Origin of the sequence: Mycetohabitans sp. B8 (assembly GCF_021991875.1) — a bacterium.
In the GTDB taxonomy this organism is placed as follows: domain Bacteria; phylum Pseudomonadota; class Gammaproteobacteria; order Burkholderiales; family Burkholderiaceae; genus Mycetohabitans.
Window position 1 is genome coordinate 26,405 of record NZ_JAHLKR010000005.1, and the last position, 16,094, is coordinate 42,498.

A 16,094-nucleotide genomic window follows, 5' to 3' on the forward strand; every position below is an offset into this window, starting at 1 on the left:
GCTGGCGGCGGCGGCCAGTGCACGGTGACGGAATTGCCCGATTCCGCCACCGCGTAACGCCGAGCGAAGTCGCTTAATACTTGACGGAGGCACTAATGGAATTCGAAATGCTGGAAACCGAAACCAACGGCACGATCATCAAGGTCGTCGGGGTCGGTGGCGCTGGCGGCAATGCCGTCCAGCACATGATCAACCGCGGCGTGCAAGGCGTCGATTTCATCGTGATGAATACCGATGCTCAAGCGCTGAACCGGTCCAAGGCACCGTCCGTGATCCAACTGGGTAAGTCAGGCCTTGGCGCCGGGGCGAAACCCGACATGGGGCACGCTGCCGCGGAGGAGGCGCGCGAGCGGATTGCCGATGCGCTGCGCGGTGCGCACATGGTGTTCATCACGGCGGGCATGGGCGGCGGCACCGGTACCGGTGCCGCGCCTGTGGTCGCGCAAATTGCCAAGGAGATGGGCATCTTAACGGTAGGTGTTGTCAGCAAGCCGTTTGAGTTCGAGGGCGGCAAGCGCATGCGGATTGCCGAATCGGGCTCGCAGGAGCTCGAATCGCATGTGGACTCGCTGATCGTCGTGCTCAATGACAAGCTGTTCGACGTGATGGGCGACGACGCTGAGATGGATAAGTGCTTTCAGTGCGCGGACGACGTGTTGCATAACGCGGTGGCCGGCATTGCCGAGATCATCAATGTCGACGGCCTCGTGAACGTGGACTTCGAGGACGTCAAGACCGTGATGGGCGAGCAGGGCAAGGCGATGATGGGCACCGCGACGGTGGCCGGCGTCGACCGCGCGCGGCTGGCGGCCGAACAAGCCGTGGCCAGCCCGTTGCTCGAGGGCGTGGACCTGTCCGGCGCGCGAGGTGTGCTGGTCAACATCACGTCGAGCCGCTCGCTGCGCCTGTCGGAAACCCGCGAGGTGATGAACACGATCAAGAGCTACGCGGCCGAGGATGCGACGGTGATTTTCGGCGCGGTGTACGACGACGCGATGGGCGATGCGCTGCGGGTAACCGTGGTGGCGACGGGTCTTGGCCGCGCCGCCAAGAAGCAGCAGGCGGCGCCGATGACGCTGCTGCGCACTGGCACGGATAATCATCCGATCGCCGCGCAGCCGCTTAGCTATGCCACCACGCCGAGCGCGACCGACTACGGCGCGCTGGATACGCCGGCGGTGTGGCGCAGTTCGCGGGAAACCGCCGCATCGCACGTGCAGGCATTGCAAGAAAAAGGCGTGGACACGTACGACATCCCGGCGTTCCTGCGCAAGCAAGCCGACTGATCAGTGCGCCCGACGCAGGCGTTACAGTGACGCGGACCGCGCTGGCTGGACGCGCATGGTCGGCATCCCGCCGGATGGCTGGCCCCGCTTGCTGCCCGCTGAAGAAACAGCGGATACGGCGTTGCGCTCTGGTGGCATGATGGACGCTGGTCGCAACCGTCGGCGCTTGGCCGACGAAGATGTGCAAGCGCAGCAGTGATAGCACGCCCCGGGCAGGGCGTGTGGTTCACCGACGGCGCAGATCCGGCGTGTTAGTCGCCGCTGTTGCGTACTGGCAACGCGCGCGAGCGTTTTTCGAACGGCTATTACACGGCCCGGTGCCTGGAAACCGCCTCCTTCCAGGTAACGGGCCGCTTTGTCATTCGCTCAATACGTAAAACCGTAACAACGGGAAACAGTTTCATACAGGTTGATAAAAGCGGGAAATTCGCAAGTCGAGTATACTAATGACTATGAGTTTAAAGCTCGCAATTAAAATAGCCTATCAAGAGTCAAGACGATGTTGAAGCAGCGGACCATCAAATCGATCGTGAAGACGGTTGGCATCGGCCTGCATTCGGGGCGCAAGGTCGAGTTGACGCTGCGTCCGGCTGCTGCCAATACGGGAATCGTGTTCTGTCGCACCGACTTGGCCGTGCCGGTCGACATTCCGGCCAGCGCGATGTCGGTCGGCGACACGCGTCTTGCGTCGGTGCTGGAAAAGGACGGTGCGAGAGTATCGACCGTCGAGCACCTGATGTCGGCCTGCGCGGGGCTCGGGATCGATAATCTGTATGTCGACGTAACGGCCGAGGAGATCCCGATCATGGACGGCAGCGCGGCGTCGTTTGTGTTCCTGATTCAGTCAGCCGGGATCGACGAGCAGGCTGCCGCCAAGCAGTTCATCAAGGTCACGCGGCCGGTCCAGGTGCGTGATGCGGACAAATTCGCCCGGCTGGAGCCGTACTTCGGTTTCAAGCTGAAGTTTACGATTAACTTCCGTCACCCGGCGGTGGACAAGACCGGCCAGGAACTGGAAGTCGATTTCGCCGACACGTCTTATGTGCGCGAGATCGCGCGGGCTCGTACATTCGGCTTCGCGCACGAAGTCGAAATGATGCGTGAGTTGGGCCTGGCGCGAGGCGGCAGCATGGACAACGCGATTGTGCTGGACGAATACCGCGTGCTGAACAACGACGGCCTGCGCTATGACGACGAGTTCGTCAAGCATAAGATGCTGGACGCGATCGGCGACCTGTACGTGGTTGGCCATCCGTTGCTGGCATCGTACACCGCGTACAAGTCCGGTCACGGTTTGAACAATGCGTTACTGCGCGAATTGCTCGCTCACGAGGATGCGTACGAGATCGTCACGTTTGCCGACCAGAAAGCGGCGCCGCGCGGCTTTGCCTACGATCCGCAGGCGGTGTACGCGTGAAGTCTCGCTAGGTGCGGCGGCGGCCTGTATGCCGCTGCGCCATGCGGGCGACGGCTTCCTGCAGCGGCGAAGGCTCCAATGCGTCGGCCAACTCGCGAAGACAATCGGCGCCGGCTGCTGAAATCCGGGCTTGCTTGATCTGTGCCGCAGCGGCCGGCGCCTGCGGGCGCACGCGGATCTTGATCGTCCGCAGTGCGAAGCCGCGCTGCTGTAGTTCGGTCAGCACGGTGGGCTCCAAATGGCGCAACCGGGCGGCCAACGCATTGTGGGCGGCAAAAAGGGTCAGCGCTTGATCCTTGATCGGACCAGCATGCACATGGCTGGCCAGATAACCGGGCAACACGGCTTGCAGCGCCGCTTCCAGCGCCGCCATCTGTCGCACGCCGACTTGCAGCGCGGCCAACTCGGCGCTGGACGACATCAACTCGGTGAGCGGCCGGGGCGTGAACGGCTTGCGCGGCAACGGGTAGGGCGAATAGCGGTTCATGGCATGCGTGCAGAGGACTTGCGGCTCGGTGGCCGTCGGGGAATCGACGTATCCATACCATTGTAGCCGCTGATGGCCGGCTTCGACGATATCGCGCCGCTGGCCGGCCGCACGCGTTGACAACTGCGCACGAGCGCGCGCTGAGGCAGGCAGTACACAGTCGGCATGATAAAATCGCGCCTTTGAATCCAACTGGACACAGCCGTCGAACCGCCGTTCGCCAACGGGTCGTGCGAGAGTCACGCCGATCCGGCGCCGCGTGTCGACTCGAGATCCCGATCCGATGACCACCGGTTTTCTGCAAAAGATTTTTGGCAGTCGCAACCAGCGGCTGATCAAACAGTATCAAAAGACTGTCGCGACGATCAATGCGCTGGAGGCGCAGATCGAAAAGCTGACGGACGAGCGATTGCGCGCGAAAACCGACGAATTCAGGCAGCGCGTGGCGGCTGGGGAGTCGCTCGACAGGCTGCTGCCGGAGGCATTCGCGGTGTGTCGGGAAGCGAGCCGCCGCGTGCTAAAGATGCGGCACTTCGACGTACAGCTGATCGGTGGCATGGCGCTGCACTACGGCAAGATCGCCGAAATGCGCACTGGCGAGGGCAAGACGCTGGTGGCCACGCTGGCGGCATACCTGAACGCGCTGTCGGGGCGTGGCGTGCATGTGGTGACGGTCAACGACTATCTCGCGCAGCGCGATGCGGAATGGATGGGCCGGCTCTACAACTTCCTCGGCCTGTCCGTTGGCATCAACTTGTCGCAGATGGAGCACAGCCAGAAGCAGCAAGCTTACGCGTCGGACATCACCTATGGCACGAACAACGAATTCGGCTTCGACTACCTGCGCGACAACATGGTCTATGAGACCGATGCGCGCGTGCAGCGCGGGCTGAATTTCGCGATCGTTGACGAAGTTGACTCGATTTTAATCGACGAGGCGCGCACGCCGCTGATTATCTCGGGGCAGGCCGAGGACCATACCGAGTTGTATGTGCGGATGAATGCGTTGCCGCCGTTGCTGGAGCGCCAGATTGGCGAGGAAAAGGCCGATGGTAGCGGCGTTGAGAAGCCGGGCGATTACACGTTGGACGAAAAGGCGCGCTCGGTATTCCTGACTGAATCGGGTCACGAGAAGGCCGAGCGGCTGCTGGCCGAATGGGGCCTCATCGGCGATGGCGAGAGTCTCTATGCACCGCAGAACATCACGCTGATGCATCACGTGTATGCGGCGCTGCGCGCCCATACGCTGTTCTTTTGCGATCAGCACTATGTCGTGCAGAACGGCGAGGTGATCATCGTCGATGAATTCACCGGACGCCTGATGGCGGGCCGGCGCTGGTCGGATGGCCTGCACCAGGCTGTCGAGGCGAAGGAGCATGTGAAGATCCAGGCGGAGAACCAGACGCTGGCATCGATCACGTTCCAGAATTACTTCCGGATGTACGCCAAGCTGGCCGGCATGACCGGCACGGCGGATACCGAGGCGTACGAATTCAACGAGATCTATGGACTCGAGACGGTCGTGGTTCCGACCAACCGGCCGTCCAAGCGCACGGATCGCCAGGACCAGATCTACAAGACCGCGAAGGAGCGCTATGACGCGGTGATCCGCGATATCCGTGACTGCTACGAGCGCGGACAGCCGGTGCTGGTCGGTACCACATCGATTGAGAATTCCGAGTTGCTGTCGCGCCTGCTCAAGCAGGCCGGGGTGCCACACGAGGTGCTCAACGCGAAGCAGCACGCGCGTGAGGCGGCGATCGTCGCCGAGGCTGGCCGTCCGAGGCGCATCACGATCGCGACCAACATGGCGGGTCGCGGCACCGACATCGTGCTCGGCGGCAATCCGGACAAGCAGGCGGCGTTGATCGAAGCCGATGCGTCGATTAGCGACGACGAGAAGCGACGTCGGATCCAGCAGATCCACGACGAATGGCAAACGCTGCACGAGCAGGTCAAGGCGGTCGGTGGGCTGCATATCATCGGCACCGAGCGGCACGAGTCCCGCCGGATCGACAACCAGTTGCGCGGGCGGGCGGGCCGCCAGGGCGATCCCGGGTCATCGCGCTTCTATCTGTCGCTCGAGGACCCGTTGCTGCGCATCTTCGCCGGCGACCGCGTGCGCGCGATCATGGACCGGCTGAAGATGCCGGAGGGCGAGGCGATCGAGGCCGGCATCGTGACGCGCTCGATTGAATCGGCGCAACGCAAGGTCGAGGCCCGTAACTTCGATATCCGCAAGCAATTGCTCGAGTATGACGACGTCGCCAATGACCAGCGCAAGGTGATCTACCAGCAGCGCAATGAGTTGTTGGAAGCGCAGGATATCCACGAGACGATCGGCGCGATGCGGCATGGCGTGCTCACTGAGGTGGTGCGCACCTATGTGCCGGCCGGCAGCATCGAGGAGCAGTGGGATGTGCCGGCGCTCGAGGAAGCGTTGCGCAATGAGTGGCAGCTCGATCTCGCGTTGCAGGAGATGGTGAACGAGGCGGATACGATCGAGGCCGACGAAGTACTCGACGCGGTGATCGCGGCGGGTGACGAAGCGTACGAGGCCAAGGTCGCGCAGGTCGGCTGCGACGCGTTCAGCGGCTTCGAGCGCTCGGCGATGCTACAGACGCTGGACTCGCGTTGGCGTGAGCACCTGGCCGCGCTCGAGCATCTGCGCCAGGGCATCCACCTGCGCGGCTATGCGCAAAAGAATCCGAAGCAGGAATACAAGCGCGAGGCATTTGAGTTGTTTGCCGCGATGTTGGACGCGGTCAAGCACGAGGTCACGCGCATTGTGATGAACGTGCAGATCCAGACGCCGGAGCAACTCGAGGCGGCGGCCGAGCAATACGAAGAGCAGGCGGGCCATTTGGCGAATGTTGAGTTTCGACACGCCGACTTTGCACAGGCCGCCGGTGGCGGTGTCGAGGGCGCGCTTGCCGATGCGCCGTCGCGCGTGTCGCCGGTGGCGCTCGCGACCCATGCGAGCTCCGAGTTGTCACTGGACTTCGCCGCCGGCCAGTCGCCGGTGGCCGCGCGCGACAACGCGTACCCGAAGGTTGGCCGCAACGATCCGTGTCCGTGCGGCAGCGGCAAGAAGTACAAGCAGTGCCACGGTCGGCTCGCGTGATGTGTTTCGCCGGCGGGGTGGCCCCGTTCCTGTCCGATGCCGCCTGCCGCGCCCGCGGGCGGCTTTTTCCCTGACCAGCGCTTGCAATCATGGCCGTCAATTTTCCGTCGATCGATCCCGCGTCGCTTCATCCCGTGCCCGGCGTCACTCTCGGCTGGGCCGAAGCCAATCTGCGCAAACCGAATCGCAAGGATGTACTGGTGATCGTCGTCGATGATGGCGCAACGGTGTCCGGCGTGTTCACCACGAACCGCTTTTGCGCCGCGCCGGTCACCGTGTGTCGTGAACATCTCGCGTCGGCGCGTGGCGGCGCCGCGCCGATTCGGGCACTGCTCGTCAATACCGGCAACGCGAACGCCGGGACCGGCGAGCCGGGCCTCGCGCATGCCCGTGACAGTTGTGCGGAATTGGCGCGGCTGCTGCGCATCGACGCGCGGCAGGTGCTGCCGTTCTCCACTGGTGTGATCCTTGAGCCGCTACCGATCGAGCGGCTCAAGGCGGGATTGCCGCAAGCCGTTGCGCAACTCGCGCCGGCGCGCTGGTATGAAGCCGCGCAGGCGATCATGACGACCGATACGCTGCCCAAGGCCGCCTCGCGACAGCTCGACATCGACGGCCATACGGTCACGCTGACCGGGATCAGCAAGGGCGCCGGGATGATCAAGCCGAACATGGCCACGATGCTAGGGTTCGTTGCGACCGACGCGGCGATCACCCAGCCCGTACTGGACGCACTGGTCAAGGACGTGGCCGATCAATCGTTCAACTGCATTACCGTTGATGGCGATACGTCGACGAATGACTCGTTCATCGTCGTGGCGTCCGCCCGCTCGACGCTGCCGGCGATCACGTCTACGCAAAGTGCCGCATACCGCGCGTTGCGCGACGCGTTGACGCAGCTCGCGCAGACCCTTGCGCAATTGATCGTGCGCGACGGCGAAGGGGCGACGAAATTCATGACGGTGCGCGTCGAGGCGGGCCGCAGTGTCAACGAGTGTAGGCAGGTCGCCTATGCGATCGGCCACTCGCCCCTGGTCAAGACGGCTTTCTATGCGTGCGACCCCAACTTGGGCCGGATTCTGGCGGCAATCGGCTACGCTGGCATTGCTGACCTGGATGTGAACCAGATCGAGCTGTACCTGGACGACGTGCTGGTGGCCAAGGCCGGCGCACGCCATCCCGACTATCGCGAGGAGGACGGCCAGCGCGTGATGAAGCAAAGCGAAATCACGATTCGCGTGCACTTGGCGCGCGGCGATGCCCAGGCAAGCATTTGGACCTGCGACCTGTCGCACGACTACGTGTCGATCAACGCCGACTACCGCTCCTGACCCACACCGCGGGACGTGACCGTACCGCTGGAGATCGATTGCGATGGACAAGCTTGAGCAATTCCTGACGCGCGCCGAGGCGCTGCTCGAACGCCTGGAGGCCGTGTTGCCGCCGGCCGTGCCGGCCACCGACTGGGACGCGGCGATTGCGTTTCGATGGCGCTCGCGGCAGGGGCGAGGCTTTTTGCAGCCGGTCGCCCATCCGCCGACGATCCAGTTGTCCGACTTGCAGAATATTGACCGGCAAAAGGCGCTGATCGAGCAGAACACCCGTCAGTTCGTGCGGCGTCTGCCGGCGAACAACGTGCTACTGACGGGCGCGCGCGGCACCGGCAAGTCGTCGCTGATCAAGGCCTGCTTGAACCAGTTCGCGCCCGAAGGCCTGCGTTTGATCGAAGTCGACAAGGACGACTTGCACGATTTGGGCGACATCGTCGTGCAGATCGCCTCGCGCCCGGAGCGATTCGTCGTGTTTTGTGATGACCTGTCGTTCGAGGAAGGCGAGTCCGGCTACAAGGCGCTGAAGGTGGCCCTGGACGGCTCGATTGCGGCCCAGTCCGACAACATGCTGATCTACGCGACGTCGAACCGTCGTCATTTGCTGCCCGAGTACATGCGTGACAACGATACCTATCGGCACACGGCGGAGGGCGAGATCCATCCGGGCGAAGTGGTCGAGGAGAAAATCTCGCTGTCCGAGCGCTTTGGGCTGTGGGTGAGCTTTTATCCGTTCAAGCAGGACGACTATCTGGCGATCGTCGCGCATTGGCTCAGGCATTTGGGATGCAGTGACGCGCAGATCGATGCCGCGCGGGGCGACGCGCTGGTCTGGGCGCTGGAGCGCGGCTCGCGTTCGGGCCGGGTTGCGTGGCAGTTTGCTCGGGACTGGTCCGGCCGGCGGCAGAAGGTCCAATGACCGCGGGGCGCCCGACTATGACGCCGAATACGGTCACGCGGCACGATGTGTCGCAGGCACACGCCGCCACGCATACCGCTGATGGGCGCCGGATCACCGAAGTGGCGGTCGGCGTGATGCTGGATGAGGATGGGCGTTTCCTGCTCGCGCAGCGGCCCGCCGGCAAGCCATACGAGGGCTACTGGGAATTTCCAGGAGGCAAGCTGGAGCCGGGCGAAAGCGTCGAGGACGCATTGGCGCGCGAGTTGCATGAGGAACTCGGCGTGACGATTGCCGACTGCGTGCGCTGGCGGGTCCTCGAACATAACTACCCGCACGCTTACGTACGGCTGTTTTTCTGCAAGGTGACCCGGTGGAGCGGTGAGCCGAGTGGTCGAGAAGGGCAGGCGTTTGTCTGGCAGGCGCCCCCCGTCCAGGTTGCGCCGCTGCTGCCGGCGGCATTGCCGGTGATCGACTGGCTCGACGCCGAACGGGGTTAAATCTCAGTTCAGCTCGCCCGGCTTCTGCGGGTCGCTATGCGACTCGTCGGCCGGGCGGTCATCGCTGCCAATCGTGTATTTCCCGGTTGCCCATGCGCCGAGATCGATTTGCTTGCAGCGCGCGGAACAAAAAGGACGGAACCGGCTTTCCGGCTTCCATTCGACCTTTTTGCCGCAAGTCGGGCAGTGGACGACGGTCGTCATATCGGCAAGGGTTTGTTTATCTGGCTTACAGGCTGCACAGCGTCAGTTGGAATGGCACGTCGACGTCAACAGGGCGTGGCCGCATGTTGCCATCCTGCGCGGTGAAGCGCACCCACAGCATATACTTGTTGGCGCTGGCCTCGGGAATGACCCGCAGGTCTGGCGCCACACGCACTTGCATCAATTGATAGGTCCGCCCCGACAACATTTGCTGATAGCTGCCCTGCATCGCCATGACCTTCGCGGCCTGCCCCGATTCGCGGGCAAGACGTAATACGATCGTTGCCGCGTCGCGCAGCGGCACCAACGGCATTGCCCATTTCATGATATCCGTGCGGCGCTGCGCTGCGGCGCCGCGCTGCCATGCGTAATACGACGGCAAATCGAATCGGCAAGTTCCGCCGGGAATGATGGCCCGGCTGCGGATGCTGGCCAGCCATTCATTGTCGGCCAAATGCTGCCCCGTTTTTCCTTGCATCTGGGCAAGACCAACCAGCGTTTGCTCGATTTCCGCAAGGACTGTCTCGAGCGCGCCCTGTTCGATTCCGGGATTGCCGCGAAAGGGGGTCAAGGCCTGGCGCTGGCGCTCAAGCTCCTTCATCAGATCCGACTTCAAGTCGCTGCGGCTCGTCACTTCAGCGATCTCGAATAACGTGGTGAGTGCGACGTGGTGTTCTTTCGGGTCTTCTTGAGTCAGGAAGAACGTAAAGCGCTCGAACAGGTCTTCGAGGCGCAACAGCGTTCGAATGCGCTCATTGAACGGATACTCGTAGAGGATCAAACGTAGGTGCCTTTCACTTTGAAAATGCCGGACAGGAGCGGCAATTTGCGCCCATTCTAATGCGCTCGAATCCCCCTAGCAATCGCCTCGGGATTGGCCATGAAATTCGTGCTGCGTCGCATGTCTGTGGCGCACGCCGATTCACGGCGGTGCACGATCGCGCGCCCATGACAAATAGCGCTGATGCAGCAACGCGATTTCTGGCAGCAGCGGCTCAATGGTGTGGGCCTCATTGACGATGATGTCGTCTGCGGCCGCGAGCCGAGTCTGCCGCGTGGCCTGGCGTGCAATGATGGCTTGCACCTGTTCGCGCGTGAAGCCATTGCGCTGCATGACGCGCTCGATCTGCGTTTGCACCGCACAATCCACCACCAACACGCGATCGACGCGTTCGCGCCAATTGCCCGCCTCAACCAGCAATGGCACGACACAGATCACGTATGGGCCACTCGCCGCTTGCATTTCGCGGTCCGTCTCGATGCGGATCAGCGGGTGCACGATCGCTTCGAGCCGTTGTTTCGCTTGCGTGTTGCTGAATACCAACTCGCGCATCCGCACACGGTCCAGTGCGCCTTGCGCCGTGATGAAGGCGGCGCCGAATTGCGTCCGAATGCCGGGTATCGCCGCGCCGCCTGGCGCGGTGACGCGATGCGCGATGAGATCAGTGTCCACGATCGGCACGCCATGGGCGGCGAAAGCATGAGCGATCGTTGTCTTGCCACTGCCGATTCCGCCCGTGAGTCCCACCTTGAACATCGTCAACCTCCGAGCAGCCGATAGAGCGGCGTGCCGCCGAACAGCGTGAGCACCGCTGCGCCCGCCAGAAACGGTCCGAACGGCAACGGTTCCTCCACGCGCATCCGCTTGGCGAGCGTGGCGCCAAGGCCAACGATCGCGCCACACACTGAGGCCACTAGTATCACTTGCAACAGTGAGCCCCAGCCGAACCATGCGCCAATGGCGGCAAGCAACTTGAAGTCGCCGTAGCCGATACCCTCCGCGCCGCGCACGAGCTTGAACAGCCAGTAGACGGCCCACAGCGACACATACCCGCCCGCCGCACCGATCACGGCCGCGTCCAGGGGTACGAATACGGCCTGTAGATTGATCAACAACCCCGCCCAGAGTAGTGGCAACGTCAGTGAATCGGGCAGTAGCTTGGTTTCCAAATCGATGGCGCTCATCGCGAGCAGCGCGGCGCAGAATGCGAAGGCGATAAGCGCCGTGGGCGTGGGGCCGAACGCCGTGAGCGAGAGTGCCGAGAACAGTGCACAGGCGGACTCGATCAATGGATAGCGCCAACGAATTCGCGTACCGCATGCCGAGCATCGGCCGCGCAATGCGACAAAGCTAAGCAACGGGATGTTCTCGTACAAGCGCAGCGTATGTCCGCATGCAGTACACGCCGAGCGCGGCACCCACAGGTTATAGCGCCGTGGCAAATCGGCCTGCGACAACGGGCCGGGCCTTCGCTCGGGCGCTGGATTTGGCACGGCATCGTGCCCATCGCTTTGTGCGCTCAACACGTGCCGGGCATTGTGCTGCGCGTAGTCGGCCAACTCTTGCTGCCATGCCTGTTCGAGCATCAGCGGCACGCGGTGTACGACGACAGTCAGGAAACTGCCGATGACCAATCCGAGCACGCATGCGAAAGCGTACTGCCAAGCCACCGGCAGCATCGAGAAGGCGTCGGCGAAGCCGGCGATCCAGCGGCCGGGGCCATGTGGGGCGATCATAAAAAACGAATGCATGTCGGTGGCCAGCGAGGGACGGTACGCGATGCTACCTGATTGAAATCACATTACGTTGCCCATTTCAATAATGGGCAGATACATGGCGACTACGAGCGCGGCAATCAGCGCACCGGGTCCGACAATGATAAGCGGTTCGGCCAATTGTGCGAGCAGGCCAATTCGTTCCGCCACGAGCCGGTCATTCCAAGCGCCGATGTCGACCAGCGTCGGGCCGAGCGTGCCGGCTTGTTCGGCAAGCGCGATCGTGGCCACGATGTCGGGCGGAAAGCCGGGGCTGGCACGCATGGCATCGGCCAGGCTTGCGCCGACGCGCACGCGTGCCGCGATGTCGCGTGCCGCCGCGTCCATCGCGGCATTGCCGCTGATGCCGTCCACGGCGTCGAATCCGTCGGCCAGGGCGATGCCGGCATCGAGGACCCGGCCCAGCGCATGGCTCCAGCGCGCGATGGCCACGCGCTGCACGATGGGGCCCACGAGCGGCGCACGCAACAGCAGTGCGTGCAGGCGCAGGCGAAACCGTGGCGAGCGTTGCCAGGTCAGCATGCCGCACGCGATCCCGAAGCCCCCCGCCGCGATCATCGCCGGGCCGTGCGCCAGCATCTGCCGGGACAGCGCGACCACGATCCGCGTGGGCCTTGGCAACTGCGAGCCGAATCCGGCGAACACCCGTTCGAATGTCGGTACTACCCAGGCCAGCAGTAGTGCGCACAGGCCTAATGCCAGCGCGAGGATCAGTGTCGGATACCATAGCGCGTTGCGCAGCCGCGCACGTTGCGCGGCCACGCGGTCCCGAGTGTCCGCCAGTTGAGCAAGGATCGTATCGAGCGAGCCGGTGTGCTCCGCAAGCTCGACGAGCCGCCAGTACGCGCTCGGAAACACACGGCCGTGGCGTTGCAGCGCTCTGGATAGCGTACTGCCTTCTGTGATGTCTCGCAGCACGGTTTCGAATACGTATTTCAGCGGCGTGCTCGCGTGCTGCGCTATCAGCGCCAACGCGGGTTGCAGCGACAGCCCACTGCGCAGCAGCATGGCCAAGTGTCGCGTGGCGCGCGTCAGGTCGGCGTGGCGTACGCGTGGACGCCACCGTGCGCGGACCTCGATGAGCTCGACCGCGACAATCCTGTCGCGCCGAATACGCTCGAGTGCCGAACGCGCGTCGAGCGCCACAAGCGTGCCGCGACGGCGGCGGCCGTCGGCGCCGATGCCTCGCCAGCGAAAGCGGGACATCGCCGGCCGATGGGGCGAAGCGGCTTGGATGGGAGGCTGCATCACGCGCTAGTCCATCACGCATCGTCCGTCACCGCAAGGGCTTCATGCAGCGACGTCGTTCCATCGCGCACGCGCGCGAGCGCGGATTGCCGCAATGTCTGCAGACCGGCTGCGCGCATCGCGTCCGCCAGTGCAGGGGTCGGCGTGCGTGCCGCGATGCGCTGTTGCAGTGCGGCGGTCACGGGCACCACCTGATGGATTGCACAGCGGCCAGCAAAGCCGGTGCCGTGGCATGCTGTACAGCCGACCGGTCGATAGGATTGCCAGCGGCCCGCCAGCGCTTGGTCGACATGCGCGGCCGTCATGCCGGCCGCATGCAGCGCGACGGGGTCGGGCGTATCGGCGAGTCGGCACGCGCTGCATAACCGCCGCACCAGCCGTTGCGCCGTGATTAGCTTGACCGCTGCCGCCACGTTGTACGGTGCCATGCCTAGGTCTGTGAGCCGCGCGAGTGTCGTCGGCGCATCATTGGTATGCAGTGTGGCAAGCAGCAAATGCCCGGTCTGTGCGGCGTTGATGGCGACCGAAGCGGTTTCCGTATCGCGGATTTCGCCGACCATGATCACGTCCGGGTCTTGCCGCAGCAACGCGCGCAGCACCGATGCGAAACCCAAGCCTGCCCGGTTGTTGACCGACACCTGGTTGATGCCGGCGAACTCGATCTCGGACGGATCCTCGATCGTGCAAAGATTGAACGCCTCGCGATCGAATTCGCGCATGAAGGTATAGAGCGTCAGCGTCTTGCCGCTGCCCGTGGGTCCGGTGACCAGCACCATGCCTTGTCGGACGCGCAACGCATGCTGTACGGCGGACAACTGGGCGGCGTCAAAGCCCAGTCCTGTTAGATCTAGTCCATCGGGTAGCGCATCAAGGCGGCGCAGCACCACTTTTTCGCCGAATACCGTGGGCAGCGTCGACACGCGGAATTCATCGAACTTGGCGCCAGACACGGCGATGCGCAACCGGCCGTCCTGTGGCGCACGCCGCTGCGCGATGTCCAGCCGCGATAGCACTTTGATTCGTGTGATGACTGCATCACGCAGGTGCGCGGGCGGATTGTCGAGGCGATGTAGCCGGCCGTCGATGCGCAGCCGAATTTGCCATTGGTGTCGGCCCGGCTCGATATGGATATCCGATGCACGGCACGCACCGGCTCGTGCGAATAGATCGTCCAGCAGGCGTACCGCTGGCGCGTCGCTGTCCTCTGATGGTCGCGCGTGAGCGATGGCGCGGGCACGTTGCGCGATACGCGGCGTTAGCACGGTGGCCACTGGCGCCGTGGTGGAGCGCATCGGCTCCGTGAAACGGGAAGGTGCGTGCGCGTCGGGCTCGCGCGGCACGGCCTGCGCGGCCGAGGGCCGCGTGGGAGTGGGATCGGTGCCGTGCGCCGGCGTGGATGGCGGCACGGCCGGGAATACTATGTGATGGGGCATGTTGGCGATGCGCGGGCAGCGCGATACGATGGATACCTGTGCATCGTCGCGCGGTCGCGGCATCCGCACCATTCAGCCGAACGGCGAATCGCGTGGGGGTACTGCCGGGTCGGCGTACCGTCTTTGACTGATAGGCTAGCGGGCGTGCTGCCACGCCGCCACGGCGTGTGCGGCGTCCAACCGCGCGGGCCGGAATAGTTTCACCGTGCGGATGGCTTGGTTGTCGATCTGCATGACCTCCATGCGTGTGTCGCTGACCACCAGGCTCACGTCACCTTCCGGGATAGCTTCTAGTCGTTCCAGGATCAGCCCATTCAATGTCTTGGGACCATCGAGCGGCAACTGCAGGCCAAGCCGACGGTTCAGCTCCCGTAATGGGAGGCTGCCCGCGACGATGCATTCCCCTTGCGCGTTCCAGCCGCCTGCCGCGCCGCTGGCCGTGCGCGGCAATGTCGTCGTAAACTCACCGATCAGCTCCTCGATGATGTCCTCCGGCGTCACGAGTCCTTGCACTTCGCCATATTCATTGACGACCAGCGCCATCCGGTGTCGGTTTTCCTGGAAGTACTGCAACTGTTGGAAAACCGGCGTGCCGCTGGGCACGAAATAGGGCTCCGTGAGCAACTCGCGCAGCTTTTCGCGCTCGAATTCTTGGTTGTGCAGCGCGGCCAGGGTTTTGCGCACATGAAGTATGCCGAGCACGCGGTCAATGTCGCCCTGATAGACGACCAGCTTGTTGTGGTAGCAGGTTTCCAGCTGCTGGACCAACTGGTCGAACGGCGCATCAAAGTCTAGCGCCTCAATGCGCCGGCGCGGGATCATGACGTCATCGACCGAGATGCTCTCCAGGTCGAACAGGTTCAACAGGATGCTGCGGTGCTTGCTTGGCATGAAGCTGCTCGATTCCAGTACGACGCTGCGCAACTCGTCGTTGGGCATGCGCAGCTGCCGTGCGTCTTTCGTATTGATGCGCAGCACGAACAGGATGCCGTTGGCCAGCAAGTTGACGAACCAGACCAGCGGGCGAGCGAGGATGATCAGCGGCTTGATGACGAGGCTGGCCGGCAGCGCGATTTTTTCGGGATAGGTTGCGCCAACGATCTTCGGTGTGATCTCGGCGAACACGATAATCAGGAATGCGACGATTCCGGTGGTGATCGATAGTACTGCACTGTGGTTGCCGAACGTGTGCAGCGCGATCGAGGTCGTGAGCACCGGGATGATGACGTTCATCAGATTGTTACCGATCAGGATCACGGACAGCAACTGGTCGGTGTGCGCGAGCAAGCCCTGCGTCGTCTTCGCCCCCATCACGCCCTTGCCTGCCAAGTGCTTGAGCCGATGGCGGTTCAACGCCATCATCGCGGTTTCCGAGATCGAAAAAAAGCCCGATATGAGCAGTAGCACGACTACGGCGCCAATTTGCGCCCAAAGAGGGAGAGTTTCCACGTGAAAAAGCCGGATGCCGGCTAATGGACGATGAAGTCAACTATATCAGAGCGCCGGGGGCGTCCGTGCAGTAGCCCGGCGGGCGACATACTGGCGCCGGCGTCCTGCCGGTTCGTTGCATCCCCTTGCCGCTTGACATCCGTTCAATCCAGTCGAAAAGTAGG

General features: G+C 63.3%; 15 protein-coding genes. 7 read left to right on the forward strand and 8 right to left on the reverse strand.

Annotated elements, in window-relative coordinates:
- Window positions 1–95 precede the first annotated feature (95 nt).
- The 3 genes from ftsZ to lpxC all read left to right on the forward strand — a co-directional run bounded on the left by ftsZ (window position 96) and on the right by lpxC (window position 2,703).
- A complete protein-coding gene (gene ftsZ, locus KQH60_RS01745; RefSeq protein WP_237574884.1) occupies window positions 96–1,286 on the forward strand; it encodes a cell division protein FtsZ in 1,191 nt (396 codons plus the stop codon).
- 55 nt (window positions 1,287–1,341) lie between these two features.
- On the forward strand, window positions 1,342–1,485 hold the full coding sequence (locus KQH60_RS01750; RefSeq protein ID WP_237574885.1) for a hypothetical protein: 144 nt from the start codon (window positions 1,342–1,344) through the stop codon (window positions 1,483–1,485).
- Between the two features lie 300 nt (window positions 1,486–1,785).
- Window positions 1,786–2,703, forward strand: a complete 918-nt coding sequence (lpxC, locus tag KQH60_RS01755; RefSeq protein ID WP_237574886.1) for a UDP-3-O-acyl-N-acetylglucosamine deacetylase — start codon at window positions 1,786–1,788, stop codon at window positions 2,701–2,703.
- A gap of 7 nt (window positions 2,704–2,710) precedes the next feature.
- On the opposite strand, the gene KQH60_RS01760 is transcribed toward lpxC, so the two are convergent.
- Window positions 2,711–3,190 (reverse strand): DciA family protein, encoded by a 480-nt coding sequence (locus KQH60_RS01760; RefSeq protein WP_237574991.1) that lies wholly within the window; start codon window positions 3,188–3,190, stop codon window positions 2,711–2,713.
- Window positions 3,191–3,473: 283 nt separating this feature from the next.
- Between KQH60_RS01760 and secA the strand changes: the two genes are divergently transcribed.
- From secA to KQH60_RS01780, 4 genes are all read left to right on the forward strand, one after another.
- The gene (secA, locus tag KQH60_RS01765; RefSeq protein WP_237574887.1) at window positions 3,474–6,314 is read left to right on the forward strand and encodes a preprotein translocase subunit SecA; all 2,841 of its coding nucleotides are present in this window, start codon (window positions 3,474–3,476) and stop codon (window positions 6,312–6,314) included.
- An 89-nt stretch (window positions 6,315–6,403) separates the two neighbouring features.
- Window positions 6,404–7,645: a bifunctional glutamate N-acetyltransferase/amino-acid acetyltransferase ArgJ gene (argJ, locus tag KQH60_RS01770; protein WP_237574888.1), complete on the forward strand. Its 1,242-nt coding sequence runs from the start codon at window positions 6,404–6,406 to the stop codon at window positions 7,643–7,645.
- Window positions 7,646–7,688: 43 nt separating this feature from the next.
- Entirely contained in the window at window positions 7,689–8,561 is an 873-nt protein-coding gene (locus tag KQH60_RS01775; RefSeq protein WP_237574889.1) for an ATP-binding protein, read from the forward strand.
- Window positions 8,562–8,677: 116 nt separating this feature from the next.
- The gene (locus tag KQH60_RS01780; protein ID WP_237574992.1) at window positions 8,678–9,040 is read left to right on the forward strand and encodes an NUDIX domain-containing protein; all 363 of its coding nucleotides are present in this window, start codon (window positions 8,678–8,680) and stop codon (window positions 9,038–9,040) included.
- A gap of 3 nt (window positions 9,041–9,043) precedes the next feature.
- On the opposite strand, the gene KQH60_RS01785 is transcribed toward KQH60_RS01780, so the two are convergent.
- The 7 genes from KQH60_RS01785 to KQH60_RS01815 all read right to left on the reverse strand — a co-directional run bounded on the left by KQH60_RS01785 (window position 9,044) and on the right by KQH60_RS01815 (window position 15,930).
- Window positions 9,044–9,244, reverse strand: a complete 201-nt coding sequence (locus KQH60_RS01785; RefSeq protein WP_237574890.1) for a DNA gyrase inhibitor YacG — start codon at window positions 9,242–9,244, stop codon at window positions 9,044–9,046.
- 25 nt (window positions 9,245–9,269) lie between these two features.
- A complete protein-coding gene (gene zapD / locus KQH60_RS01790) occupies window positions 9,270–10,025 on the reverse strand; it encodes a cell division protein ZapD (protein WP_237574891.1) in 756 nt (251 codons plus the stop codon).
- 141 nt (window positions 10,026–10,166) lie between these two features.
- On the reverse strand, window positions 10,167–10,781 hold the full coding sequence (gene coaE / locus KQH60_RS01795; RefSeq protein ID WP_237574892.1) for a dephospho-CoA kinase: 615 nt from the start codon (window positions 10,779–10,781) through the stop codon (window positions 10,167–10,169).
- A gap of 2 nt (window positions 10,782–10,783) precedes the next feature.
- Window positions 10,784–11,704, reverse strand: a complete 921-nt coding sequence (locus KQH60_RS01800) for an A24 family peptidase (RefSeq protein WP_237574993.1) — start codon at window positions 11,702–11,704, stop codon at window positions 10,784–10,786.
- Window positions 11,705–11,821: 117 nt separating this feature from the next.
- Window positions 11,822–13,048 (reverse strand): type II secretion system F family protein, encoded by a 1,227-nt coding sequence (locus KQH60_RS01805; protein WP_237574893.1) that lies wholly within the window; start codon window positions 13,046–13,048, stop codon window positions 11,822–11,824.
- A gap of 14 nt (window positions 13,049–13,062) precedes the next feature.
- Window positions 13,063–14,553, reverse strand: a complete 1,491-nt coding sequence (locus KQH60_RS01810; RefSeq protein ID WP_237574894.1) for a GspE/PulE family protein — start codon at window positions 14,551–14,553, stop codon at window positions 13,063–13,065.
- A 63-nt stretch (window positions 14,554–14,616) separates the two neighbouring features.
- Window positions 14,617–15,930, reverse strand: coding sequence for an HlyC/CorC family transporter (locus KQH60_RS01815; protein WP_237574895.1), 1,314 nt, complete (start codon window positions 15,928–15,930; stop codon window positions 14,617–14,619).
- Between the last annotated feature and the right edge of the window lie 164 nt (window positions 15,931–16,094).